At 71.0% G+C, this 24,107-nt stretch carries 24 protein-coding genes; 1 reads left to right on the forward strand and 23 read right to left on the reverse strand.

The features are described from left to right. Positions 1-77 precede the first annotated feature (77 nt). A complete protein-coding gene (locus tag ABD832_RS04250) occupies positions 78-410 on the forward strand; it encodes a hypothetical protein (protein ID WP_425582576.1) in 333 nt (110 codons plus the stop codon). Between the two features lie 91 nt (positions 411-501). Here ABD832_RS04250 and ABD832_RS04255 read toward each other — a convergent pair whose 3' ends face one another. The 23 genes from ABD832_RS04255 to ABD832_RS04365 form a co-directional block, all read right to left on the reverse strand. After that, entirely contained in the window at positions 502-924 is a 423-nt protein-coding gene (locus ABD832_RS04255; protein WP_344888603.1) for a DUF2550 domain-containing protein, read from the reverse strand. Between the two features lie 42 nt (positions 925-966). Continuing rightward, complete coding sequence (locus tag ABD832_RS04260; protein WP_344888606.1) at positions 967-1,374, reverse strand: F0F1 ATP synthase subunit epsilon; 408 nt, start codon at positions 1,372-1,374, stop codon at positions 967-969. A gap of 66 nt (positions 1,375-1,440) precedes the next feature. Beyond that, entirely contained in the window at positions 1,441-2,868 is a 1,428-nt protein-coding gene (gene atpD, locus ABD832_RS04265; RefSeq protein ID WP_344888609.1) for a F0F1 ATP synthase subunit beta, read from the reverse strand. A gap of 1 nt (position 2,869) precedes the next feature. Next, positions 2,870-3,769, reverse strand: a complete 900-nt coding sequence (locus ABD832_RS04270) for a F0F1 ATP synthase subunit gamma (RefSeq protein WP_344888612.1) — start codon at positions 3,767-3,769, stop codon at positions 2,870-2,872. A 3-nt stretch (positions 3,770-3,772) separates the two neighbouring features. After that, positions 3,773-5,422, reverse strand: a complete 1,650-nt coding sequence (gene atpA / locus ABD832_RS04275; RefSeq protein ID WP_344888615.1) for a F0F1 ATP synthase subunit alpha — start codon at positions 5,420-5,422, stop codon at positions 3,773-3,775. A gap of 23 nt (positions 5,423-5,445) precedes the next feature. Then, on the reverse strand, positions 5,446-6,255 hold the full coding sequence (locus ABD832_RS04280; protein ID WP_344888618.1) for a F0F1 ATP synthase subunit delta: 810 nt from the start codon (positions 6,253-6,255) through the stop codon (positions 5,446-5,448). Beyond that, positions 6,255-6,809, reverse strand: coding sequence for a F0F1 ATP synthase subunit B (locus tag ABD832_RS04285; RefSeq protein WP_344888621.1), 555 nt, complete (start codon positions 6,807-6,809; stop codon positions 6,255-6,257). The genes ABD832_RS04280 and ABD832_RS04285 overlap by 1 nt, the downstream gene beginning before the upstream one ends. Before the next feature lie 32 nt (positions 6,810-6,841). Next, entirely contained in the window at positions 6,842-7,069 is a 228-nt protein-coding gene (atpE, locus tag ABD832_RS04290; protein WP_068921643.1) for an ATP synthase F0 subunit C, read from the reverse strand. Between the two features lie 70 nt (positions 7,070-7,139). Further along, positions 7,140-7,931, reverse strand: coding sequence for a F0F1 ATP synthase subunit A (atpB, locus tag ABD832_RS04295; protein WP_344888628.1), 792 nt, complete (start codon positions 7,929-7,931; stop codon positions 7,140-7,142). A 67-nt stretch (positions 7,932-7,998) separates the two neighbouring features. Beyond that, positions 7,999-8,214: an AtpZ/AtpI family protein gene (locus ABD832_RS04300; RefSeq protein WP_344888631.1), complete on the reverse strand. Its 216-nt coding sequence runs from the start codon at positions 8,212-8,214 to the stop codon at positions 7,999-8,001. Positions 8,215-8,292: 78 nt separating this feature from the next. Continuing rightward, positions 8,293-8,718, reverse strand: coding sequence for a Cg1360 family ATP-synthase-associated protein (locus ABD832_RS04305; RefSeq protein ID WP_344888634.1), 426 nt, complete (start codon positions 8,716-8,718; stop codon positions 8,293-8,295). A gap of 152 nt (positions 8,719-8,870) precedes the next feature. Beyond that, complete coding sequence (locus tag ABD832_RS04310) at positions 8,871-10,265, reverse strand: glycosyltransferase family 4 protein (protein ID WP_344888637.1); 1,395 nt, start codon at positions 10,263-10,265, stop codon at positions 8,871-8,873. Between the two features lie 57 nt (positions 10,266-10,322). Further along, positions 10,323-11,588, reverse strand: coding sequence for a serine hydroxymethyltransferase (locus tag ABD832_RS04315; protein ID WP_344888640.1), 1,266 nt, complete (start codon positions 11,586-11,588; stop codon positions 10,323-10,325). A gap of 200 nt (positions 11,589-11,788) precedes the next feature. Continuing rightward, positions 11,789-12,169, reverse strand: coding sequence for a hypothetical protein (locus tag ABD832_RS04320; RefSeq protein ID WP_344888643.1), 381 nt, complete (start codon positions 12,167-12,169; stop codon positions 11,789-11,791). A 52-nt stretch (positions 12,170-12,221) separates the two neighbouring features. Beyond that, the gene (locus ABD832_RS04325) at positions 12,222-14,927 is read right to left on the reverse strand and encodes a hypothetical protein (protein ID WP_344888646.1); all 2,706 of its coding nucleotides are present in this window, start codon (positions 14,925-14,927) and stop codon (positions 12,222-12,224) included. 106 nt (positions 14,928-15,033) lie between these two features. After that, positions 15,034-15,699 (reverse strand): L-threonylcarbamoyladenylate synthase, encoded by a 666-nt coding sequence (locus tag ABD832_RS04330; RefSeq protein ID WP_344888649.1) that lies wholly within the window; start codon positions 15,697-15,699, stop codon positions 15,034-15,036. Between the two features lie 10 nt (positions 15,700-15,709). Continuing rightward, the gene (gene prmC / locus ABD832_RS04335; RefSeq protein ID WP_344888653.1) at positions 15,710-16,564 is read right to left on the reverse strand and encodes a peptide chain release factor N(5)-glutamine methyltransferase; all 855 of its coding nucleotides are present in this window, start codon (positions 16,562-16,564) and stop codon (positions 15,710-15,712) included. 9 nt (positions 16,565-16,573) lie between these two features. Then, entirely contained in the window at positions 16,574-17,626 is a 1,053-nt protein-coding gene (prfA, locus tag ABD832_RS04340) for a peptide chain release factor 1 (protein ID WP_344888656.1), read from the reverse strand. Positions 17,627-17,727: 101 nt separating this feature from the next. Next, positions 17,728-17,946, reverse strand: a complete 219-nt coding sequence (gene rpmE, locus ABD832_RS04345; RefSeq protein ID WP_344888659.1) for a 50S ribosomal protein L31 — start codon at positions 17,944-17,946, stop codon at positions 17,728-17,730. 211 nt (positions 17,947-18,157) lie between these two features. Beyond that, positions 18,158-18,802 carry a response regulator transcription factor gene (locus tag ABD832_RS04350; protein ID WP_344888662.1) on the reverse strand — a complete coding sequence of 215 codons (645 nt, stop codon included), beginning with the start codon at positions 18,800-18,802 and terminating at the stop codon, positions 18,158-18,160. Between the two features lie 12 nt (positions 18,803-18,814). After that, on the reverse strand, positions 18,815-20,134 hold the full coding sequence (locus ABD832_RS04355; RefSeq protein ID WP_344888664.1) for a sensor histidine kinase: 1,320 nt from the start codon (positions 20,132-20,134) through the stop codon (positions 18,815-18,817). Positions 20,135-20,433: 299 nt separating this feature from the next. After that, a complete protein-coding gene (gene rho, locus ABD832_RS04360) occupies positions 20,434-22,554 on the reverse strand; it encodes a transcription termination factor Rho (RefSeq protein WP_344888667.1) in 2,121 nt (706 codons plus the stop codon). Positions 22,555-23,019: 465 nt separating this feature from the next. Further along, a complete protein-coding gene (locus tag ABD832_RS04365) occupies positions 23,020-24,024 on the reverse strand; it encodes a homoserine kinase (protein ID WP_344888669.1) in 1,005 nt (334 codons plus the stop codon). Between the last annotated feature and the right edge of the window lie 83 nt (positions 24,025-24,107).

Consider the following 24,107-nt stretch of genomic DNA (forward strand, 5'->3'; position numbering starts at 1 on the left):
GCGGCGATCGGCGTGGCCCTGTCCGCGGGCTCCCTGGCCGGGACGTCACCGCCGTCCTGGTCCGGATCCAGAACGAGCTGTTCGACGTCGGGCCGACCTGTGCTCCCCGGTCGTGGAGAACCCCGAGTTCCCGCCGCTGCGCGTCGAGCCCTCCTACGTCGAGTGGCTGGAGGCGCGCTGCGACGAGTTCAACGAGCGCCTCACCGTCGCTGCGCACGCTTCATCCTGCCCGGTGGCCCCACGGCGGTGGCCGCGCTGCACGTGGCCAGGGACCGTGGTCCGGGCGGGCCGAGCGGACCGTCTGGTCGGCGCTGGAGGCCCACGACGACGTCAACCCGCTGACCGCCACGTACCTCAACCGGCTTCAGCGACCTGATGTTCATTCTCTGCCGCGTGGCGGCCGGGGGTGAGGAGATCCTCTGGAAGCCCGGCGGAACCCGCTGAGGGCGATCCTGGGGCCCGCCACGGCCCGTCCCGGCGTCCTGGCGGAGGGAGTGCCGCTCAGGCCACGTCGAGGTAGGCGCTGGGCGGGGCGGACTCCAGCCAGGCGACGAAACCCGTCAGGGCCCGGTACCCCATGGCGAGCTCGTAGGCGCTGTCCCCGCTGCGGCACTCGATCGCGGTCACGCCCTCGATGAACCCGTAGAACTCCCCGGGCCCGACCTTGCGACGCCCGGAAACGACAAGGCCGCGCCTCACGATGACGTGGCGCGGCCTTGGCAGCAGACCTATGAGCGGGATCCAGTTCAGGTGCCCGTCGGCGTAGCGGGCCACACCGACCCGCCACCCTCGCTCCTTGGACAGGGAGCGGAGACAACACAGCACCGATCCTCGCGAGCGGGTCAGGACGAGCACGCGCAGTGCCAGCAGGGCGACGAGGGCGGCGAGCAACCCCACCACGATGAGTACGTCCGTTATCACCATGTCTGCTCGCCCCCAAGAACCCGTACCGCTAAGAAGCAGAATTTATCCGACTTCTTCCCCGGCCGCGCGCAACCTGGCCCTGGCGCGCTTGGCTCCGGCGGTCGCGTCCTCTTCTTCCTGGCCGGACTCGACCGAGGACTGAGCCCGCTCCAGCGCGCTCTTGGCCCGCGCGACGTCGACCTCGGAGCCGAGTTCGGCTAGCTCCGCCAGGATCGACACCTCGTCGTCGGCCACCGAGAGGAAGCCTCCGTGGACGGCGGCGACCAGATCCGACTCGCCGTCGCCCCGCTTGACCCTCAGCAGGCCGCCCTCGACGAGAACGCCGATCACGGGCGCGTGTCTGGGCATGATACCGATCTCGCCGTCGACGGTCTTGGCGATGACCATGTCGGCCTCGCCGGACCAGATCTCCCGTTCCGGCGAGACGACGCCTACTCGCAGCTTCGCCACGTTCTCTCCAGTTCCTTATCGAACCAGGCACCGGTGCGGCCGAGACCGCACCGGTGCCGAAGGCGACTAGCGGGCGAGTTCCTTGGCCTTGGCGACGGCCTGGTCGATGCCGCCCACCATGAAGAACGCCTGCTCGGGCAGGTGGTCGTACTCACCGGCGCACAGACCCTTGAACGAGGCGATGGTCTCGTCCAGCGGCACGTTCTCCCCGGGCTGGCCGGTGAACGCCTCGGCGGCGTACATCGGGTGCGACAGGAAGCGCTCGATGCGGCGGGCCCGGTTGACCGTGACCTTGTCCTCCTCGGAGAGCTCGTCGATACCGAGGATCGCGATGATGTCCTGCAGTTCCTTGTACTTCTGCAGGATCCGCTTGGTCTCCTGGGCCACGCGGTAGTGCTCCTCGCCGACGATCAGCGGGTCGAGGATCCGCGAGGTGGAGTCGAGCGGGTCCACCGCGGGGTAGATGCCCTTCTCCGAGATCGGCCGCGAGAGCACGGTCTGCGCGTCGAGGTGCGCGAACGCGTTGTGCGGGGCCGGGTCGGTGATGTCGTCCGCGGGGACGTAGATCGCCTGCATCGAGGTGATCGAGTGACCGCGGGTCGAGGTGATGCGCTCCTGGAGAACACCCATCTCGTCGGCCAGGGTCGGCTGGTAGCCCACCGCGGACGGCATGCGGCCGAGCAGGGTGGAGACCTCGGAGCCGGCCTGGGTGAACCGGAAGATGTTGTCGATGAACAGCAGCACGTCCTGCTTCTGCACGTCGCGGAAGTACTCCGCCATCGTGAGCGCGGAGAGCGCGACCCGCAGACGGGTGCCCGGGGGCTCGTCCATCTGGCCGAAGACGAGGGCGGTGTCCTTGAGGACGTCCGCCTCCTCCATCTCCAGCCACAGGTCGTTGCCCTCGCGGGTGCGCTCGCCGACGCCGGCGAACACCGAGGTGCCACCGAAGTTGCGGGCGACCCGGCGGATCATCTCCTGGATCAGGACGGTCTTGCCCACGCCCGCACCGCCGAACAGGCCGATCTTGCCGCCCTGCACGTACGGGGTGAGCAGGTCGATGACCTTGATGCCGGTGGTCAGCATCTCGGTCCGCGACTCGAGGGTGTCGAAGGAGGGCGAGGGGCGGTGGATGCCCCAGCGCTCGGTGATCTGGAGCGAGGAGGTCTCGACGTCCAGGGACTCGCCCAGGGTGCTCCACACGTGGCCCTTGACGACGTCGCCGACGGGGACCGAGATGGCCGCGCCGGTGTCGGTCACCGGGGCGCCACGGGTGAGGCCGTCGGTGGGCTGCATGGAGATGGCCCGGACGAGGTTGTCACCCAGGTGCTGGGCGACCTCGAGGGTCAGAAGGCGGGTCTGCCCCTGAAGGGCGACCTCCACGGTGAGGGCGTTGTAGATCTCGGGCATCGCCTCGACGGGGAACTCCACGTCGACGACGGGACCGGTGACCCGCGCGACGCGTCCCACGCCGGTCTCAACAGTCTGTGCGGTCATTTCACTCTTTCCCCGCTGCGGCGTCAGCCAGCGCGTTCGCGCCACCGACGATCTCGCTGATTTCCTGGGTGATCTCGGCCTGGCGGGCCTGGTTCATCTGCTGGGTGAACACGCGGATGAGCTCGTTGGCGTTGTCCGTCGCCGACTTCATGGCCCGGCGGCGGGCGGCGTGCTCGGAGGCCGCCGACTGGAGCAGCGCGCTGAAGATGCGCGACTCCACGTACCTCGGCAGCAGCGAGTCCAGCACCTCTCCGGCGGTGGGCTCGAACTCGAAGTACGGCAACGGCGTGTCGGGCTTCTCCGGGGTCTCCTCGACCGCCAGGGGAAGGATCCGCTTGACCACGACCTCCTGCGTCAGCATCGAGACGAACTCCGTGGAGACGATGTGGATCTCGTCCACCCCGTCCTCCGCCGAGAACGCCTGGATCAGCGTCTCGGCGATCCTCTTCGCGTCGGCGTAGGAGGGGTTGTCGGAGAACCCGTCCCAGTGCCCGCCCATCTCGCGGCCACGGAAGGTGTGCCACGTGATGCCCTTGCGGCCCACCACGAAGGGCGTCGGCGTGACGCCCCTGCCCTTGAGCAGGTTGCCCAGCGCCTCGGCCTCGCGCAGGATGTTCGCGTTGAAGCCGCCGGCGAACCCGCGGTCGCTGGTGACGATGAGCACCGCGGCCCTGGTGGCCTGCTCCTTCACCAGGGTCAGCGGGTGGTCGACGCTGGAGGTGTTGCTGACGACGCCCGTGACGGCGCGGGTGATCTCCCGCTCGTACGGGACGGCCGCCTGCATCCGCTGCTGCGCCTTGATGATGCGCGACGAGGCGATGAGCTCCTGGGCACGCGTGATCTTCGCCGTGGACCTGACCGACTTGATCCGCCTGCGGAGCAGCCTTAGCTGGGCACCCATCGGCTACTTCGTCTCGCCCGTGCGGACCTGCTTGGTGATCCTCTCCTGGCCGACCTCGCCCTCGCCGAGCGCGGCGACCGGCTCGTCGTTGACCAGGTGCTCGCCCGAGGAGGTCTCGAAGCCCTTCTTGAACTCGGTGATGGCGTCCTTGAGGGCCGTCACCGTGTCGTCGGACAGCTCCCGGGTCTCCCGGATGCTGTCGAAGATGCCCTTGTTCTCGCGGCCGAGGTGGTCCAGGAACTCCGCCTCGAAGCGGCGGATGTCCTCGACCGGGACGTCGTCGAGCTCGCCGGTGGTGCCGGCCCAGACCGAGACGACCTGCTTCTCCACCGGGAACGGGCTGTACTGGGCCTGCTTGAGCAGCTCGACCAGACGCTGGCCGCGCTCCAGCTGGGCGCGGGAGGCCGCGTCCAGGTCGGAGGCGAAGGAGGCGAAGGCCTCCAGGTCACGGAACTGCGACAGCGAGAGCCGGAGCGTACCGGCGACCTTGCGCATGGCCTTGACCTGCGCGGAGCCACCGACCCGGGAGACGGAGACACCGACGTTGATCGCCGGGCGCACACCCGCGTTGAACAGGTCGGTCTCCAGGAAGCACTGGCCGTCGGTGATGGAGATGACGTTGGTGGGGATGAAGGCCGAGACGTCGTTGCCCTTGGTCTCGATGATCGGCAGACCGGTCATCGAGCCACCGCCCATGTCCTTCGACAGCTTCGCGCAGCGCTCCAGCAGGCGGGAGTGCAAGTAGAAGACGTCGCCGGGGAAGGCCTCACGGCCCGGCGGGCGGCGCAGCAGCAGGGAGACGGCGCGGTAGGCGTCGGCCTGCTTGGTCAGGTCGTCGAAGACGATGAGGACGTGCTTGCCCTGGTACATCCAGTGCTGGCCGATGGCCGAACCGGTGTAGGGGGCGAGGTACTTGTAGCCGGCCGGGTCGGAGGCCGGGGCGGCGATGATGGTGGTGTACTCCATCGCGCCCGCCGCCTCCAGGCGGCCCCTGACCTGGGCGATCGTGGAGCCCTTCTGGCCGATGGCGACGTAGACGCACAGGACCTGCTTGTCCGGGTCGCCGGAGAGCCAGTTCTCCCGCTGGTTGAGGATGGTGTCCACGGCCACGGCGGTCTTGCCCGTGCCACGGTCACCGATGATCAGCTGGCGCTGGCCGCGGCCGATCGGCGTCATGGCGTCGATCGCCTTGAGGCCGGTCTGCAGCGGCTCCTTCACCGGCTGGCGCTGGACCACCGAGGGGGCCTGCAGTTCGAGGGCTCGCATGCCCTCGGACTCGATCGGGCCCTTGCCGTCCATGGGCACGCCCAGCGGGTCGACGACGCGGCCGAGGAAGCCGTCGCCGACCGGCACGGACAGGACCTCGCCCGTCCGGCGGACCGACTGGCCCTCCTCGATCTTGCTGAAGTCGCCCAGGACGACGACGCCGATCTCCCTGACGTCCAGGTTCAGCGCCAGGCCACGCGTGCCGTCCTCGAACTCGAGCAGCTCGTTCGCCATCGCCGAGGGAAGGCCGGAGACATGGGCGATGCCGTCGCCGCAGTCGACGACGGTCCCGATCTCCTCGCGCGCGGCACCTTCCGGCTCGTACGCCTGGACGAAGCGCTCAAGTGCGTCCCGGATCTCGTCCGGTCGGATCGTAAGCTCCGCCATCTCTCTTCAGTCTCCCTATTCGCCTAGCCGGCCAACCGGCGGCGGACTTCTTCGATTCGTCCCGCGATGGTGGTGTCGATGAGGTCGTCCCCGATGCGCACCGAGAACCCTCCGAGCACTCGCGGATCCACCTCGACGTTCAGATGAACGTCGCGGCCGTACGAGGCGCGCAGCCAGGTGGCCAGCCGCCTCTTCTGTTCCTCCGAGAGCACGACGGCGCTGCGCACCACCGCGACGAGACGCTGCCGCTGGGCGGCGACCAGCCTGCCGAACTCCTCCAGCCCGACATCCAGGCTACGTCCTCGCGGATGCAGCACGATCTGGTTCACCAGGCGGAGGGTGGTGGGGGCCACCTTGCCGGCCAGCAGGGAGCCGATGAGCTCCCGCTTGGCCCCCTCGGGCGCGGCCGGCGCGGTCAGGGAGCGGTGCAGCTCCAGGTCCGAGGCGGCGATGCGCCCGAACCGGAACAGCTCGTCCTCGACCTCGTCGAGCCTGCCCTGGGCCTCGGCCTCGGCCGAGGCCGCCACGACTCCGAGACGCTCCAGAGAGTCGGCCAGGTCCACCGAGCGGGTCCACCGCGCGGACACGGCCGCGACGACCGTCTCCAGCGCGGCTTCGCTGATCTTGCCTTCCAGCAGCACCCGCACGATCTGCGTCTTCTGCGCCGCGGGGCGCGCGGGGTCGGAGAGGCTGCGGCGGAGTCCGTGCTCACGGTCGAACAGGTCGGCGACCGAGAACAGCTCCTCGGCCAGCGTGCCGAGGTCGGCGCTTCCCGCGACCGCGTTGAAGCGCTCCTCGACCTCGGCCAGCGAGGCCCTGCTCAGACCCCTCATCAGCGAACCGCCGCGCTGCTGCTGCTCGACTCGAGCTCCTCGAGGAACCGGTCGACGGTACGGCGCTGGCGCGCCTCGTCCTCCAGCGACTCCCCGACGATGCGGCCGGCCAGGTCGATCGAGAGACGGCCGAGCTCGGCGCGGAGCTGGGCGAACGCCTGCTGACGGTCGGCCTCGATCTGCAGGTGCGCGGCCTCGATCAGGCGGCGGGCCTCGGCCTGGGCCTCCTCGCGGAGTTCGGCCTTGATCTGCGCGCCCTGCTCGCGGGCCTCCTCACGAAGCCGCGAGGCCTCGTGACGGGCTTCGGCGAGCTGGTCCTTGTACTGCTTGAGCAGCGCCTGGGCCTCGGCCTGAGCGTCCTCGGCTCGCTTGATGCCGCCTTCGATCGCGTCGGTCCGCTCGGCCAGGGTCTTCTGGATGCGCGGGGTGAGGATCCGACCGACGACGAAGAGGACGACGAAGAAGGCGAAGCCGCCGACGACAAGCTCGTAGGTGTGCGGGATGAGGGGATTCTGCCCCTCCTCCGCTGCCAGGAGCGAAGCTGCCTGAATCATTTGTGCAGCCTTCCGTCAGAGGTTTTCTGCGTTTAGCGACCGAACATGAACGGCGCGACGAGGCCGATGAGGGCCAGCGCCTCGGTGAGGACGAAGCCGAGCAGCATGTTCTGGCGGATCAGGCCGTAGGCCTCGGGCTGGCGGGCGATGGCCTGCACACCCTGACCGAAGATGATGCCGACGCCGATGCCGGGGCCGATCGCGGCGAGGCCGTAACCGATGGAACCGAGGGAGCCGGTGACCTCAGCGAGGATTCCCATGAGTGTGTTTCCTTTACAGGTCGGCCGGTGAAGGGTCACCGGTCTGGATATTCGAGGGAGGTCTGTGCGTCTAGTGGTCGGCGTGGAGCGAGTTGCCGATGTACATCGCGGCGAGCATCGCGAAGAGGAACGCCTGCAGGAACTGGATGAACATCTCGAAGCCCGTCATCGCGATCGTCATGATCACGCCGATCACGCCGAGCGGGGCGCCCAGCGGGGTGAGCTTCTCGAAGAGGAACCAGAAGCCGACGAGGCTGAAGAAGGCCAGGATGATGTGACCGGCGAACATGTTGGCGAACAGTCGCACCGCGTGCGTGAAGGGCGCGATGATCAGGTTGGACAGGAACTCGATCGGGGCCAGCAGCACGTAGATCGGCTTGGGCAGCCCCGGCGGGAACATCATGTTCTTGAAGTAGCCGATGGCGCCCTGGTGCTTGATGCCCAGGTAGATCTTGAGGAAGTAGACGCTCAGCGCCAGCACGACCGGGAAGGCGATGTGCGAGGCGACCGGGAACTGCAGGCCCGGGATGACGCCCATCAGGTTCCACACCCAGACCATGAAGAACATGCTGAGCAGCAGGCCCATCCACCGGTCGGCGTCCTTGCCGAGGAACGGCCGGGCGACCTGGTCGCGGACGAACATGTAGCCCATCTCGCCGACGTTCTGCACACCCCGCGGCACCAGCTTCGGGTTGCCGAAGGCCGACCAGCAGAAGCCGATGACGAGGACCGTGCTCAGCAGGGCCAGCAGCACCGGCTTCGTGAACCAGGAGACACCGGCGATGATCGGGGCGGCGTCGAAGAGTTCGAGTCCCGGAGGCGTGAACTCGTCCCCGGGAGCGAGGAGCGTCAGCGTGCTCACGCGGCGTTCCCTTCAGCGTGGTAGTTGATCGAAATGGCTTCGTCAGCGAAGCGACCGCCGCCGAAGGCTAGCGACCGTACTTCCGGTAGACCAGGTAGACGGCTAGAGCGACCCCGAGGATCAGCCCAATCGGAGTGAAGGCGACCACGCCTGTCCACTCGGACAGCAACCAGCCCGCACCGCCGTAAAGGATCATCCCGGAGAGGAGATAGCTGGGGATCGACCATGCGGCGCTGGCGAAGTCGCGGCCGTCGTCTTCGGGCCGGATTTTCTTTTCGCTCATCGCGGGCATGACGATAGCAGCCGTGGTGAGGACTAGTCATATCGGGTGGGAGCTGAGGCGCCAGCGAGATCATACGCCTCATCGCGGCCCGCCCTGACCCGGAACGGGGGCCTCCGGGTCGACGTACAGCATCTTGAGCTTCATGAAGCCGCGCATCTCGCCCACCGTCCAGGCGATCGTGCACACGATGACGGCCCAGCCGAACGCCTTGGGCTCGAACGCGGTGGCGTCCTCGAACGTCTTGAGCAGTGCCATCACGATGATGATCTTCACCGCGTACGTCAGCACCGCGGCGGTCATCATCATCATCGGCGAGACGCGGCCGGCGTAGGAGACCGCGACGATGCCGAGGGCGAAGAAGACGCAGACGACGAGCGTCCCGATCGCGGCGCCGAGCGCCCCCTCGAACCCGGCCAGGAGGGCCGCGACGCCGATCACGACCAGACCCACGAGCACCGTGGGCACCACGGCTCCCTTGAGGAGACGCATGTCGTTGGCCTGCATCGACACTCCCGGTGACTGTTATCAAGCGAGCGATTGCTACCTCGCAGGTCCGGCACCGCCGGTGACCTGCTAGTGAAAGCTATCACAAGCTCCGGGAAGAGCGCCTTTACCTGCCGTTTCAAGTGAACGATCAAGAAGCGGGCGGAGCCGTCTCACAGGGGCGTCTCAGGGTTTGAGAAGCCCTGGCGGGGAGCGGTGAGTGACAGGTCGGGCAGCACGCCCAGCGGCGCGGTGTCGTCGCCCGCGACCGAGCGCGGACCCGGCGGCCGTGACGGGTAGGGGTGGGGGTGGGCCTGGACCGGCGGCACCGCCGGCGTCTGCGGACGGGCGTGCCGTCCCGGGCCGTCGGCGGGCGGAAGCGGGCCACCGGCGGGCGGAAGCGGCCCGCCGGAGGGCAGGACCGCCCCGAGCGAACCCCGGCCACCGGCCCCGCCCTCCCCGCCGGTGTCGCGGCGGGCGCGCAGGCGCGGCAGGGCCATCATCACCAGGACGCCCACCGCGAGCAGCACGATCACCGGGAACACGATCAGCGGGACACCCTCGATGGACAGGCCCACGACCGAGAAGGCGAACAGGAACGTCCACGCGTACATGATCAGGACGCTGCGGCGGTGCGAGTGGCCGAAGTCCAGCAGGCGGTGGTGGAGGTGACCGCGGTCGGGAGCGAACGGCGACAGTCCGTTGGAGGTACGCCTGACCACCGCCATGATCAGGTCCAGCAGCGGGAGCACCAGGATCGCGACCGGCACCAGCACCGGCAGGATCACCGGGAACTTGTTGATGCCGGTGGAGTCGAGCTGGGTGATGGTGATCATGGTGGAGGCGAGCACCAGGCCGATCAGCATCGCCCCGGTGTCCCCCATGAAGATCTTCGCCGGGTGGAAGTTGTGCGGCAGGAAGCCCAGGCAGACGCCGATGAGCACCGAGGCGATCAGCGCCGTGACGTTGATGCTGGTGGCGCCGAACTCCTTCGACAGCTGCACCGAGTAGGTCCAGGTGGCCATGGCGGCGATACCGATGATCCCCGCGGCCAGCCCGTCCAGCCCGTCGACGAAGTTCACCGCGTTGATGGTGACGACCACGATCAGGATCGTGATGATGGGGCTCAGCATGGAGTCCAGGACGATGATCCCGCCCATCGACGTGGGGAACGGCAGCCACGGCAGGGTGACCCCGAAGGCCACCAGCACCCCGGCCGCGCCGATCTGCCCGGCGAGCTTGACCAGGGCGTCCATTCCCAGCCAGTCGTCCAGGAAGCCGGTCAGCGTGATCAGCCCTCCCGCGACGATCAGCGCGATCGCCGTGTTGCCCTGGCCCACGGCCGCCAGGTTGCCCCCGGAGTAGGGCAGCTCGGTGGCGATCAGCAGGCCGGCGACGAGGCCGCCGTACATCGCCAGGCCCCCCAGCCGGGGCGTCGGCGTGGTGTGCACGTCACGATCGCGGACCTCGGGCATCGCGCCGATGCGGATGGCGAAGGCGCGCACCAGCGGGACCAGGAGGTACGTCACCGCCGCCGCGACCAATGCCATGAGTAGGTATTCGCGCACAGGACCAGTTTCGCGGATAGTCCGGCCCGCTGTGACCGGAAAACGACACAGAACAGCTCATAGTTCGCTGGGATATATGCGGTGGGCGCTCGTCAGCGCGGCGACGCGCTCCCGGATCTCGCCCACCGCGTCCGGGCTGCGGACGACCTGCGCCACCATCGAGGCCACCTCCTTCATCTCCTCGACGCCCATCCCCTGCGTGGTGACGCAGGGGGTGCCGACCCGGATCCCGGAGGTCACGGTGGGCGGTTCCGGGTCGTAGGGGATCGCGTTGCGGTTGAGGGTGATCCCGGCGGCCTGGCAGCGCTCCTCGGCCGTCGCGCCGGATATCCCGGCGTCGCGCAGGTCGATCAGCGCCAGGTGGCTGTCGGTGCCCCCGGAGACCGGCCGCATGCCCTCGGCGGCCAGCGCGTCGGCCAGCACCCGGGCGTTCGCCACCACCTGCCGCGCGTACCGGGCGAACTCCGGCCGCAGTGCCTCGCCGAACGCCACCGCCTTGGCCGCCACCGCGTTCATCAAAGGGCCACCCTGCACGAACGGGAAGACCGCGCGGTCGATCCTGGGCCCCAGCTCCTCCGTGCACATGATCCCGCCGCCCCTCGGGCCGCGCAGCGCCTTGTGGGTGGTGAAGGTCACCACGTCCGCGTACGGCACGGCCGAGGGCAGGACGCCACCGGCCATCAGGCCCACGGTGTGCGCGACGTCGGCGAGCAGCCAGGCGCCCACCTCGTCGGCGATCCCCCGGAACACGGCGAAGTCGATCTCCCGGGGGTAGGCCGTGGCACCGCATATGATCATCTTGGGCCGGTGGCGCAGCGCCAGCTCCCTGACCTCGTCGTAGTCGATCAGCTCGGTGTCCCGGCGCACGCCGTAGGCCACCACGTCGAACCACCGGCCGGAGAAGTTGACCTTGGACCCGTGGGTGAGGTGACCCCCGTGCGAGAGCTCCATGGCCAGCGCGGTGTCCCCCGGCCGGAGCAGGGCCGCGTAGGCCGCCAGGTTCGCCGAGGCGCCGGAGTGCGGCTGCACGTTCACGTGATCGGCGCCGAACAACCGCCTGGCCCGGTCGATCGCGAGCCGCTCGGCCCGGTCGACGACCTCGCACCCGGCGTAGTAGCGCCTGCCGGGGTAACCCTCGGCGTACTTGTTGGTGAGCGTCGAGCCGAGCGCGGCGAGCACCGCGGGCGAGGTGAAGTTCTCGCTGGCGATCAGCTGGAGGCCCCCGCGGAGCCGGTCGAGCTCGTCGAGGAGCACCTGCGCGATCTCCGGGTCCTCCCGCTGCAGGAGGCCGAAATCCGGCCCGTAGTACGGCTCTGTGCCCATGACTCACATCCCGCATCCCGAAGATGACGACTCCCCCACTGTAAGCCCGGCCACCTCGGATGTCCCAGGTCAGGGGCGCATTGTCCGGGGAAGGCGTGTCGCCGCGCGGCGTGGTGCGGGTGCGTCCCGCGGGGATCGGGAGGCGCGGCGGGCGCGGGCCTTGAGTCCGCGGCGGAGCGCGGCGCGGGTGCGTCCCGCGCCTACGAGAACGCGTGCGGAGCCCCGGCCCCGGCCGGGATCCACCTCGGCGTGTCGGCCGCCTGGTCGCTGATCGAGGTCAGGATCGCCTGCCGGTACAGCCCCAGGCGGGTACGCCACTCCGTCATGTCCTCGACGTAGCGGCCCGAGACCGGCGCGTCCCAGACGTCCCTGCTCCTGGCGAGCCGGTACGCCTTGTCCAGGCTGGCGGCCAGCCTGTCGAGCTCGGGCAGCACCTGCCTCCACATCATGACCAGCCGCTGGTAGTCGGGGTTGAACTCCCACGACGTGGTGGTGTCCGAGGACGGCAGCCCGCCACCGGACGAGACCGGCGGGGTCTCCCCCGGCTGCATCGGCTGCGGTGCGGGTGGATCCACGAACATCACAGGCTCCTCACCGTCGCTGACACGCTCCCCGCGTCCTGCTCACCGCTCGTCATCGCCCGCCTCCCGGGGGCGGCACGGGCCGTACCGGATCCGTGGGATCCACGTCGCCCGCCGGGCCGTCGGGTCCCACGTCCATGGGGGTCCAGGCGCCCTCGCCCCAGGTCTCCCCGTCCGGCACCTGGACACCGGGCATCTCCAGGGGTTCGATCCCACGGGCGTTGTCGGCCAGCGTCCTGAGCGCGTCCAGGTCCACCCGGCCCGCCTCCGCCGACACCACGTCACTGCCGTCATCGGCCCACCGGGACGCCGACCCCTCGCCCTGTCGCTCGCCCTGTCGCTGGCCGGGCCCCTCGTCCCGACGCTCGCCGGACCTCTCGTCCTGGCGCTCGTCCTGGCGCGCGGACGCGTCCTCGCCGGGCATCTCCAGGGGCTCGATCTCGCGGGCATTGTCGGCCATCGTCCTGAGCGCGTCCAGATCCACCCGGCCCGCCTCCGCCGAGACCACGTCACTGCCGTCATCGGCCCACCGGGACGCCGACCCCTCACCCCGCCCCTCTCCCTGCGGCGCGGGCGCCTCGCCGGAGAGCGGATCTCCGACGGAGGGCGTCTGGCCACCCGTCGGCGGCGCCTGGGCGGGCTGCGGGGGCGCCTCCCCGGTCGCGGTCCCCGCCGGACGGACGGCCGCCTCCCCGGAGGCCGTACCGGCCGTCTGCACGGCCGCCTCGCCGGAGGCCGTGCCCGCCGGGCGGGGCGCCTCGGCGGGGGCCGTACCGGTGGAGCCGGAGGCGGCCTCACCGCCCGTGCCCGGAGGCTGAACGGTCTGGTCGGTGGCCGGGCCCGCCGTGTCGAGGACGGGGTGGTCGGGCCTGGCGGAGTCGAGCGGGGCGTGCGGCTCGACCCAGCCCGGCTGCCCCGTCGTGGCGGAGACGCCCTCGGCGGCGGGCGTGCCCAGCGGCGGTATGTCCTCGATGTTCTTGAGCAGCTCGTCGACCTCGGCCGCAGTGGGCGAGTCCAGCGGGATCTGCAGAACCTTCACCCCGTCGACCTCCACGACCTTCGCCCCGGAATCGCCTCTCTGGTCGATGTCGTCGGGGTGGTCCTTGGCCGGGCCGTCGAGGATCGGGCCACCGGAGGTGCCGCCCTCCTGCCTGGGCGAGCGCTCGTCGCCCTTGGTCCCGGGGGCGTCCTTGGCGTCGGGGTCGTTCGACGGCGCGGTCCCGGTGGAGTCCTCCCCCCGGGGCGTCCGCTCGTTCACGTCGGCGATGTCCGGCCGCGCGTCGTCGGCCCGGGGCGCCTCGGGGACCTGCGGGGCCGGGGCGGAGTCCTGGCGGGGCGCCTCGGGGGCGGGGGCCTGCGGGGCCTGTGGGGCCGGAGCGGAGTCCTGCCGGGGTGCGGGGGACGTGGAATCCTGTCGCGGGGCCTCGGGCGCCTGGGGCGCCTGGGGCGCGGGATCACGCTCGGGGGCCTGCGGGGGCGGGACGGTGTCGTTGCGTGGTGCCTCGCGGGGGGCCGTGTCGACGGGCTGCCGTCCGTTCTCCCCGCCCTCGCCCGGCCCGGGAACGGCGGGTTTGAGGTCCTCGACCCTGGGCGTCTGCGGCCGGGCGTCGTCGGCCCGGGGCGCCTCCGGAGCGGGCGCCGAGTCCTGGCGGGGTGCCTCGGGGGCCTGCGGGGCCTGTGGGGCCGGAGCGGAGTCCTGCCGGGGCGGCGGAGGCGCGGAATCGCGCTCGGGGGCCTGCGGGGCGGGGACCGTGTCACGCTCGGGGGCCTGCGGGGGCGGGACGGTGTCGCGTTCGGGGGCCTTGGGGGCGGGCGTCGTGTCGCGCTCGGGGGCCTGCTGACGGGAGTCCTCACCGCGCGGGGCCTCGGGCCCGGAGTCGGGCCGGACGGTCTCGCGGGGCGCCGGATCGGCGGGCTTGATCGTCTCCTTGGGCGTCGTGTCCCCGCCTCGCGGGGAGGTCTCGTCGCCCTTCGAGCCGGTCTCCGGCTTGCGGTCGTCCGTGCCCTGCGCCTCCGGCTTCCGCTCGGGGGCCTGCGCCTCGGGTCTCCGGTCGCCCGTCCCCTGCTCCGGCGTCTTGTGTTCCGGTGTCCTGCGGTCGTCCGCCCCCTGCTCCGGCGGCTTCTGTGAACCGTCGCGCGGGGAGGTCTCGTCGGCCTTCGAGCCGGTCTGGGGCTTGGCCTCCTCCGACCCGGACCTGGGCTCGCCGCCCTTCGCGTCCCGGGGGGAGTCGGAGCCGGTGCCGGACTCGGGGCGGCCCTTGGGGTCGTCGCTCCGCGTGTTCCCGGCCGACTGGTCGCCGACGCGCGGCCCGTCCCCGGCCTCCTTGGGCGTCCGCGTCCCGTCGTCCCTGCCGGACGTCTCCGTCTTGGAGGTCTCCGTCGTGGAGGCGTCCCCCTTGGGGGTGCCGGTCCCGTCGCCCTTGGCCTCTCCCCGGGAGTCCGTCCCGGGCTTCGCGCCGTCCTTCTGGGACCCGGCCTCGGCCTTGGCGTCCCCGGCCTTCGGCTCGGTGGACGGCGCCGCCGTGTTCTGGCTGATCCTCTTCTCCAGCAGCTCCACGCGGGCGGAGACGTCGCGGACCATCACGTCGCACGCCTCGGCGATCTGCACGGGCCTGTGGGTCGACCGCGAGGACAGGCCGGCCCCGCTCATCAGCCGGGTCACCTTGCCCTCGGCGTCGCGCATCTGCTCGGCCGCCTGCTTCACCTCGGACAGCAGATCGCGGACCAGCTTGGGATCCATTCCTTCGAACTTGCCCATGCACGTCTCCCGGAAGTGTCGGCCCATTTCAAGGTACCGGGGAGACCGCCTCGCGTCACGATGATAATCAGACGGCATGGATCACGGCATATGACCCGTGCGCTGGTCAGCCGGTGGGCTCCGGACCGGCGTCCGTCGCCACGTAGCCGATCACGCCGCGCAGCCGCTCCACCGAGAGCGCCCCGCGGCGCAGCAGCCTGGGAACGGCCGTGGTCAGGTCGAGGATCGTCGAGGGGACGTCGCTGTCGCACCGTCCGGCGTCGAGGTACACCGAGACCGACTCACCGAGCTGCTTCTCCGCGTCGTCGGCGTCGACGGCCGGGGGCGCGCCGGAGCGGTTGGCGCTGGAGACGGCCAGCGGGCCGGTCTCCTTGAGCAGGTCGATGGCGACCGGGTGCTGCGGCATCCGGACGGCGACGGTGCCCTTGGCGTCGCCGAGGTCCCACGACAGCGACCGGTTCACCCCGCAGATCAGCGTGAGCGGGCCCGGCCAGAAGGCGTCGACGAGATCCTGGCCGTACGGGCCGAGGTTCTCCACCAGGGCGTTCGCGGCGCGGACCGTGCCGACCAGCACGGGCACCGGCATGTCGCGGCCGCGGCCCTTGGCCTCCAGCAGCGCGGAGACCGCGGCGGGCGTGAAGGCGTCGGCGCCGATGCCGTAGACGGTGTCGGTCGGCAGCACCACGAGCTCGCCGCGGCGCAGCGCGGACGCGGCCTCGATCAGGCCCGCGGCTCGCTGCTCGGTGTCGGTGCAGTCATAACGTCGGCTCACGGCGTGCATCCTATTCCTGGCCGAATCGAGCGGTCACGAAGCGGTCCCTGCGGGTCAGGTCCTGGCGGCTGCGCACGTCGCGCCAGCCGTTCTCCTCGGAGAAGATCAGATAGACCGGGGTGCCCTGCTGGTCGGCGTGTTCCACGGCGACGAACCCGCCGGGGCGCAGCAGCCTCCTGGCGGTCCTCTCGACCGCCCTGACCTCGTCGAGGCCGTCGCTGCCCGACCCGTACAGCGCGCGGCGCGGATCGTAGTCGCGGACCTCGGGGTCGCGGGGGACCGCGCCGGGCGGGATGTAGGGCGGGTTGGAGACCACCAGGTCGACCTGGCCGTTCAGCTCGTCCAGGGCGTCGGCCAGGTCCTCGGGGTGCAGGTGGACGCGGCCCTGGCCGTGCTCGATGATGTTGCGCTTGGCCCAGCCGTAGGCGTCGGGATCGACCTCGACCGCGTGCACGGTGGCCAGCGCGACCTCCTGGGCGATGGACAGTGCGATGGCGCCCGACCCGGTGCCGAGATCGACGACCACGGGCGAGGCGACGTCCATCTCGCGCAGCCGGTCGATGGCCCAGCCCGCCACGACCTCGGTCTCCGGGCGCGGCACGAACACGCCGGGCCCGACCTCCAGGGACAGGTAGCGGAAGTAGGCCCGTCCGGTGATGTGCTGCAACGGCTCGCGCGACTCCCTGCGGGCGACCCCCTCCCAGAACAGGGCGTCGAAGTCGGAGTCCTTGACGGTGTGCAGCTCGCTGCGCCGTACGCCGTGCACACACGCGGCGATCTCCTCGGCGTCGGTGCGCGGCGACGGCACACCTGCCTCGGCGAGCCGGGCGGTGGCGAGGGCGATCTCGTCCAGCAGAAAGGTCATGGGCGCGTTCTATGAATGGGCGGCGAGCTTCTCCGCCATCTCGGCGTCGAGCAGGGACTGGATGACGGACGTGAGGTCTCCGTCGAGCACCTGGTCGAGGTTGTAGGCCTTGAAGCCGACACGGTGGTCGGAGATCCGGTTCTCGGGGTAGTTGTAGGTGCGGATGCGCTCGGAGCGGTCGACCGTGCGGATCTGGGACTTGCGCTCGGCCATGGCGGCGGCGTTGGCCTCCTCCTCGGCGATGGCCTGCAGGCGGGCCCGCAGGATGCGCATGGCCGACTCCTTGTTCTGGAGCTGGCTCTTCTCGTTCTGGCAGGAGGCGACGACGCCGGTCGGGACGTGCGTGATCCGCACGGCCGAGTCGGTGGTGTTGACGCTCTGCCCGCCCGGGCCGCTGGAGCGGTAGACGTCGATGCGCAGGTCGTTCGGGTCGATCTGGACGTCGACGTCCTCGACCTCGGGGTAGACGAGCACGCCCGCGGCGCTGGTGTGGATGCGTCCCTGCGACTCGGTGACCGGCACCCGCTGGACGCGGTGCACGCCGCCCTCGAACTTCAGCCGCGACCAGACGCCCTCGTCGCCCCTGGCCTTCAGGGCGATCGTGACGTCCTTGTAGCCGCCGAGGTCGGAATGGGTGGCGTCGATCAGCTCGGTCTTCCAGCCGACCCGCTCGGCGTAGCGCAGGTACATCCGCAGCAGGTCCCCGGCGAACAGGGCCGACTCCTCGCCGCCCTCGCCCGCCTTGATCTCCATGATGATGTCCTTGTCATCGTTGGGATCGCGGGGCACGAGCAGGTGGCGGAGCCGCTCCTCCAGCTCGGGGATCCGGGCCTCGAGCTCCTTGGCCTCCTGGGCGAACGCCTCGTCCTCGGCTCCCAGCTCCTTCGCCGTGCCGAGGTCGGACCGCACGCCCTCCAGCTCCCGGTAGGCGCCGATGATCGGGGTCAGCTCGGCGTAGCGCCGGCCAAAGGTACGCGCCTGCTTCTGGTCGGCGTGCACGGAGGGATCGGCGAGCTTGAGTTCCAGCTCGGCGTACTCACTGAGCAGCTCGTCGAGATTCACCGTGCGTCCTTCCTTGAAAGCCCTTTTGTGCCTGCCTCATCACCACGAACGCCGACCCGGGCCCCCATGCGGGGGCCGTCGGGCCGGCGTCGGGATGAGTGCTACTGGCCCGAGGGCTTCTTGCCGAAGCGCTTCTCGAAGCGCGCCACCCGGCCGCCGGTGTCCAGGATCTTCTGCTTGCCCGTGTAGAACGGGTGGCAGGCGGAGCACACGTCGGCGTGGATCGTGCCGTTCTTGGCCGTGCTACGGGTGGTGAAGGAGTTGCCGCAGGTACACGTCACCTGGGTGGCGTTGTACTCCGGGTGGATGTCGGGCTTCATGTCGTCTTTCCTCTCCAAAACGCGGTCGCCGGGTCGCCACTGTCTCTCGCCTGTGAGGCTTGCGCGCTCGGCACACGGGGTGCGCGCGGGCGGGAACCGGAACCGCTACGGTTCGGCTACCAGTGTGCCAGATCCTCCAACCATCCCAGGCCACAAGACATTCCCCGCCCCCGCTCACCTGGAGCTCCCGGTCCCCCGCGGGATCCGGGCGTCATCGTCCCAGGTAGGCCAGCACGGCCAGGACCCGCCGGTGGTCGTCGGTGGCGGGCTCCAGGCCGAGTTTGCCGAAGATGCTGGAGATGTGCTTCTCCACGGCGCCCTCGGTGACCGTCAGCCGCGCGGCCACCGCCGTGTTCGAGCGGCCCTCGGCCATCAGGGCCAGGACCTCGCCCTCCCTGGCGGTCAGCGACTCCAGCGGATCGCCCCTGCGCCGGCCGCTCAGCAGCTGCCCGATCACCTCGGGATCGATCACCGTCCCTCCGGCCGCCACCCGGCGTACCGCGTCGAGGAACTCGGCCACGTCCGCGATCCGCTCCTTGAGCAGGTAGCCGACCGCCGCGGCGCCACCGCCGATCAGCTCGGTGGCGTACTGCTCCTCGACGTACTGCGACAGGACGAGGATCGGCAGGCCGGGCCGGGCCGACCTGGCCTCGAGCGCGGCGCGCAACCCCTCGTCGGTGTGGGTCGGCGGCATCCGCACGTCCACGACCGCCAGGTCCGGATCATGCTCGGCGACCGCCGTGACCAGGCCGGGACCGTCCCCGGCCACCCCGACGGTCTCGATCCCCCCGTCCGCCAGCAGCCTGGCCAGCCCCTCGCGCAACAGCACCGAGTCCTCGGCGATCACCACCCGCACGTGTCTGAATCCTCACCACTCGCAGGGCAGCTCGGCCCTGATCATCGTGGGGCCGCCGAGGGGGCTGTCGACGCTCAGGGTGCCGTCGATGGTCGCCGCCCGGTCGGCCAGCCCCGACAGGCCGCCCCCGGGCCTGGGCACCGCGGCACCGACCCCGTTGTCGTAGACCTCGACGATCACCCGCTGCCCCCGGCGGCTGACCCGGACGAACGCCTCGGTCGCCTCGGAGTGCCTGGCCAGGTTGGTCAGGCACTCGGCGACCACGAAGTAGGCGATGCTCTCCACCGCAGGCGGGGGACGGTGCGAGACCTCCACCGACAGGTCCACCCGTACGGGGGCACGGGCGGCCAGCGACGACAGGGCGGCGTTCAGGCCCCGGTCGGTGAGGATCGCCGGGTGGATGCCCCGGGCGAGGTCGCGCAGCTCGGCGATCGCGGCCTTGGTGCCCCGGTGCGCCTGGGCCAGGAGCTCCCTGGCCTCCTGCGGGGCGGTGTCCAGCTTGGCCTGGGCCCTGCCCAGGTCCATCGCCACCGACAGCAGCCGCTGCTGGGCGCCGTCGTGCAGGTCGCGCTCGATCCGGCGCCGCTCGGCCTCGGCCGCGTCCACCCCGCGCGCCCGGCTGGCCCGCAGGTGCGCGGCGCGGGCGGCCAGCCGGCTCTTCTCGCTGGCGCCCAGCAGGGCGACCCCGAGCAGGCCGTGCAGCCAGGCCATCCCCCGGGTCGCGTACAGGGCGACCGGCACCAGGGCCAGCCCGGCCAGCGTGCACAGCAGCGCCTCCGGCACGGTGTCGAGCACCAGCCCGCCGACGGGGTTCATCGGCTCCCCGGCCAGCATCGACGGCAGCGGCGCGAGGGTCAGGGCCGCCGCGAGGGTCCACAGGACCACCGAGACGGTGAACTCCACGATCCCGACCGGCAGCAGCAACAGCAGGTAGAGCAGGTCCTTCCAGGTCGCCGGGTCGACGAACATGTCCTTCCAGCGCAGGAACAGGTTGTCGCCCTCACTGGGACGGTAGGGGTCGGGGATGTCGACGCCGAGAGCGGTCCGCAGGAGCCTGCGCTCCAGCATCGCCGCCCCGCGCCAGGCCAGCATGGTCAGGGCGAGCAGCGGCAGGCCGACCCAGACGACCACCAGGACCAGCGAGATCGGGACCGTCCCCGCCAGGAACGCGAAGCAGGCCAGGCCGTAGAACATGCTCCCCAGCAGGTACGGCACGGCCCGCCAGGTCGCCGGGTCGAGCAGCACGCCGACGGGACCGTCCGGCCCGAGCGGCACGCGCCGCCGGAGCGGTGTCCCGGCCACGGTCGTACCCGTCACCGTCTCGGCCGTCATGCGCCTCCCCGCCCTGTTCCCGCCCGCCGCCGCGGGCCGTCCGGTCACGGGCGTGGCGCCCGCGTGGACCGTGATCGCCGACCGATCGCCGACCGATCGTCGGCCGTGCCCGCGGGCCGTGATCGCGCCCGCGCCCGCCGCGCGCTCCGGACGGGGACGGCTCGTCCGGTACGGGGCGCGCGGTAGGAGAATCCGTCCCCAGAAGTAGGGATATCCCGAAGCGCGGGGCCGGGCAAGGGCTTTGGAGACGCCGAACGCCCCGGCCGTTCCCGGCCGGGGCGTTCGCGTACCGCGGATGGTCAGTCCCGGTCGGAGCTGACCGTCGTCTTCTGCACCTGCAGGAGGAACTCCGCGTTGGACTTGGTCTCCCTCATCTTCTCCAGGAGGAGTTCGAGGGCCTGCTGCATGTCGAGGGCGTGCAGCACCCGGCGGAGCTTCCAGGTGATCTGGAGCTCGTCCTTGCCCATCAGGATCTCCTCCTTACGGGTGCCGGACGCGTCGACGTCCACCGCGGGGAAGATCCTCTTGTCGGCCAGCGAGCGGTTGAGCTTGAGCTCCAGGTTTCCTGTGCCCTTGAACTCCTCGAAGATGACCTCGTCCATCTTCGAGCCGGTCTCGACCAGCGCGGTGGCCAGGATCGTCAGCGAGCCGCCGTTCTCGATGTTGCGGGCGGCGCCGAAGAAGCGCTTGGGCGGGTAGAGCGCGGTGGAGTCGACACCACCGGACAGGATGCGGCCGGAGGCCGGGGCCGCCAGGTTGTAGGCGCGGCCCAGACGGGTGATCGAGTCCAGCAGCACGACCACGTCGTGGCCCAGCTCCACCAGGCGCTTGGCCCGCTCGATCGCCAGCTCCGCGACCGTGGTGTGGTCCTCGGCCGGACGGTCGAAGGTCGAGTGGATGACCTCGCCCTTCACCGACCGCTGCATGTCGGTGACCTCTTCCGGACGCTCGTCCACCAGGACGACCATCAGGTGGCACTCGGGGTTGTTGCGGGTGATCGCGTTGGCGATCGACTGGAGCACCATCGTCTTGCCGGCCTTGGGCGGGGAGACGATGAGGCCGCGCTGCCCCTTGCCGATCGGGGCCACCATGTCGATGATGCGGGTGGTCAGGATGTTCGGCTCGGTCTCCAGGCGCAGGCGCTCCTGCGGGTAGAGGGGGACGAGCTTGTTGAAGTCGGGCCGCTGCCGGGCCTGCTCCGGGTCCATGCCGTTGACCGTGTCGAGGCGGACCAGCGCGTTGAACTTCTCGCGGCGCTCACCGTCGCGGGGCTGGCGGACGGCGCCGGTGACCACGTCACCCTTGCGCAGGCCGTTGCGGCGGATCTGGGCCAGCGAGACGTAGACGTCGTTGGAGCCGGGCAGGTATCCGCTGGTCCTGACGAACGCGTAGTTGTCGAGGATGTCGAGGATTCCGGCGATCGGGATCAGGACGTCGTCGTCGCCGACCACGGGCTCGTTGCTGTCGAAACGGTCACGGCCACGGCGGTTGCGCTCGCGGAACCGGCCGCGACGGCCACGGCGGTCGTCGTCCTCGCCCACCCCGTGCTGGTCGTTGCGGTCCTGGGGACCGCGGTTCTGCGGGCCCCGGTCGGCACGCTCGCCACGGTCACCGCGCTCGGAGCGGTCGCCACGGTCGTTCAGGCGCTCGGAACGGTCGCCACGGTCGTTCAGGCGGTCGCCACGGTCGCCGCGGTCGTTCAGCCGCTCGGAACGGTCACCGCGGTCGTTCAGGCGCTCGGAACGGTCGCCACGGTCGTTCAGGCGGTCGCCACGATCACCGCGGTCGTTCAGCCGCTCGGAGCGGTTCTGGCCGGCGTCGGCGGCGCGCTGGTCGGCACGGTCACCGCGGTCGGCACGGTCACCGCGCTCGCGGGTCCGCTCGCCGCGCTCGCCGTTGCGTCCACGGCGCTCGCCGCGCTCGCGGCGGCTCTCGCGCTCGCCACGGCCCTCGGCCGGGACGGTGTCGATGGTCTGCTGCTCCACGACGGGCTCGGGCGCGACCACGGCGGCCACGGGCTCGGGGGCCACGGCCGGGGGCGCCTGCTCCACGACGGGCTCGGCGGCCACGGCGGGGCGGGAACGTTCCCTGCGGGTACGCGCCGGACGCTCGGTGACCGGGGCGGCCACGACGGCGGGAACGGCCGCGGCCGGGGTCTCCGGAACGGTGACGGGAGCCTGGGCGCTCTCGCTGGAGACGCCCTGCTTCTCCTGGATGGCCGCGATGAGCTGGCTCTTGCGCATCCGGCCCGTCCCGCTGATGCCGAGGCCCGAGGCCATGGCCTGCAGCTCGGGCAGCACCATGGCGGACAGGCCGGTGCCGGAGCGACGGCGCGGCTTGGCCGCGGGGCGGGTGGGGGTGTCACCGGCCGCCGGCGGCGTGCCGGTGACGTCGGAGAGGAGTTCGGTGGTGTCGCTCACTAATGGGTCCTTCCCAGGGGTCGGGCGTGGCCATGATCAGCCAATCGTCCCGGTGGTGCCATCGACCCGGTGGGACAGACCGGGTCGGGTTGCACGTCGCGATCCTCGACGGCCCATGGAGGGCCGCCGCCGCTGTCGGAGAAGGCGTATCCAGGCCGTCACCATCGAGAATCGCCGACGGTGGGACTTGGAGGACACCCCCCGGATCGCTAACCGGCAACCAGATGTCGAGGTAGATCGAACGCGCATGTCCCCGAAAACACCGCTTCTCGGTGCCCCAACCGAATGTGGAGCGTTCGGAGGCGGCGAATTTCGGGGAGGCCACTGCGGCGCTCACGCCTCACAGGTGAGACATGATGCAGCGATGTGTGGCTGACAAGCACGCACCCAACGCGGGGCACCTGGTGCGGCTATCAGCCTAACATCACCAGCGCACACAGCTATTCCCTGAAGGTCGAAGAGACGTCAGCGTGTCTCGGGAGAAACGACGCGGGCACCCCGGGTTTCGACATCCAGTGGCTGGATGTGCCAGTCATTACCCACTTCCGCCACCATCGAATCCTGCGTATTCGGCGTGGAAAACGCAAGAACCGTGGGACCCGCTCCCGAGACGACCGCCGCGACGCCGGCCTTCCGCAGCCGTCGTACCAGGTCGGCCGTGTCCGGCATCGCCGGGGCGCGGTATCCCTGATGGAGCCGGTCCTCGGTCGCGGCCAGCAGAAGGTCCGGTTCCGGCCGCGCGGTCAGCGCGGCGATCAGCAGCGCGGCCCGCCCGGCGTTCGCGGCGGCGTCGGCGTGCGGGACGTCCCCGGGCAGCAGCCCGCGGGCGACCTCGGTGGAGAGCCGGAACCGGGGGATCATGACGACCGGGCGGACGTCCGGGTGCGGGAGCAGCCGCACCAGGTGCGGCACGCCCGCGTCGTCCGTCCACGCGATGGTGAGCCCGCCCGCCAGGCACGGCGCCACGTTGTCCGGATGGCCCTCGATCGCGGTGGCCAGCGCGAGGACGCCGTCGTCGGTGAGATCGCCCTCTCCGGACGGGTCGCCGACCAGGACGCCGTCGACGGCCCCGGGATCACCGGCCGGGCCCTGCGGGCGGGAGGCGGTCGCCAGCGCGCGGGCGGCGAGGATCCCGGCGCAGATCGCCGCCGAGGAGGATCCCAGGCCGCGGGCGTGCGGGATGCGGTTGAGGCAGCGCAGCCGGATGCCGCGCGGCTGCGGGAAGCCCATCGCGTCGAAGGTGGCGCGCATCGTCGTGACGATGAGGTGCCCCTCCCCGTCGTCGAGCTCGCCCGCCCCCTCCCCCTCGACCTCGATGACGACGCTCCGGGAGCCGGTCCCGGCGGAGGGCTCGAACAGCTCGGCCTCGACCTCGTCGTGCAGGCCGAGGGCCAGTCCCAGCGTGTCGAAACCGGGACCGAGGTTGGCCGACGTCGCGGGAACCTGGACGATCACCCTGCCGGCGGTCATCGGTGTCCCGGGGCGCGGCCCCCCGGTGTGGCCATGGCGGACACGTCACCTCTCCTTCCTGCCCCGCTCGGCGGGGTGTCTGC

The organism is Streptosporangium longisporum, assembly GCF_039534895.1.
Lineage (GTDB): Bacteria > Actinomycetota > Actinomycetes > Streptosporangiales > Streptosporangiaceae > Streptosporangium > Streptosporangium longisporum.

What these genes read in the sequence shown, in the direction of transcription:
- ABD832_RS04255 (WP_344888603.1), bottom strand. Translation starts at nt 924, where the DNA reads ATGGTGATAACGGACGTACTCATCGTGGTGGGGTTGCTCGCCGCCCTC.
- atpD (WP_344888609.1), bottom strand. Translation starts at nt 2,868, where the DNA reads ATGACCGCACAGACTGTTGAGACCGGCGTGGGACGCGTCGCGCGGGTC.
- ABD832_RS04270 (WP_344888612.1), bottom strand. Translation starts at nt 3,769, where the DNA reads ATGGGTGCCCAGCTAAGGCTGCTCCGCAGGCGGATCAAGTCGGTCAGG.
- atpA (WP_344888615.1), bottom strand. Translation starts at nt 5,422, where the DNA reads ATGGCGGAGCTTACGATCCGACCGGACGAGATCCGGGACGCACTTGAG.
- ABD832_RS04280 (WP_344888618.1), bottom strand. Translation starts at nt 6,255, where the DNA reads ATGAGGGGTCTGAGCAGGGCCTCGCTGGCCGAGGTCGAGGAGCGCTTC.
- ABD832_RS04285 (WP_344888621.1), bottom strand. Translation starts at nt 6,809, where the DNA reads ATGATTCAGGCAGCTTCGCTCCTGGCAGCGGAGGAGGGGCAGAATCCC.
- atpE (WP_068921643.1), bottom strand. Translation starts at nt 7,069, where the DNA reads ATGGGAATCCTCGCTGAGGTCACCGGCTCCCTCGGTTCCATCGGTTAC.
- ABD832_RS04300 (WP_344888631.1), bottom strand. Translation starts at nt 8,214, where the DNA reads ATGAGCGAAAAGAAAATCCGGCCCGAAGACGACGGCCGCGACTTCGCC.
- ABD832_RS04305 (WP_344888634.1), bottom strand. Translation starts at nt 8,718, where the DNA reads ATGCAGGCCAACGACATGCGTCTCCTCAAGGGAGCCGTGGTGCCCACG.
- ABD832_RS04315 (WP_344888640.1), bottom strand. Translation starts at nt 11,588, where the DNA reads ATGGGCACAGAGCCGTACTACGGGCCGGATTTCGGCCTCCTGCAGCGG.
- ABD832_RS04320 (WP_344888643.1), bottom strand. Translation starts at nt 12,169, where the DNA reads ATGTTCGTGGATCCACCCGCACCGCAGCCGATGCAGCCGGGGGAGACC.
- ABD832_RS04325 (WP_344888646.1), bottom strand. Translation starts at nt 14,927, where the DNA reads ATGGGCAAGTTCGAAGGAATGGATCCCAAGCTGGTCCGCGATCTGCTG.
- prmC (WP_344888653.1), bottom strand. Translation starts at nt 16,564, where the DNA reads ATGACCTTTCTGCTGGACGAGATCGCCCTCGCCACCGCCCGGCTCGCC.
- rpmE (WP_344888659.1), bottom strand. Translation starts at nt 17,946, where the DNA reads ATGAAGCCCGACATCCACCCGGAGTACAACGCCACCCAGGTGACGTGT.
- ABD832_RS04355 (WP_344888664.1), bottom strand. Translation starts at nt 20,134, where the DNA reads ATGACGGCCGAGACGGTGACGGGTACGACCGTGGCCGGGACACCGCTC.
- ABD832_RS04365 (WP_344888669.1), bottom strand. Translation starts at nt 24,024, where the DNA reads ATGACCGCCGGCAGGGTGATCGTCCAGGTTCCCGCGACGTCGGCCAAC.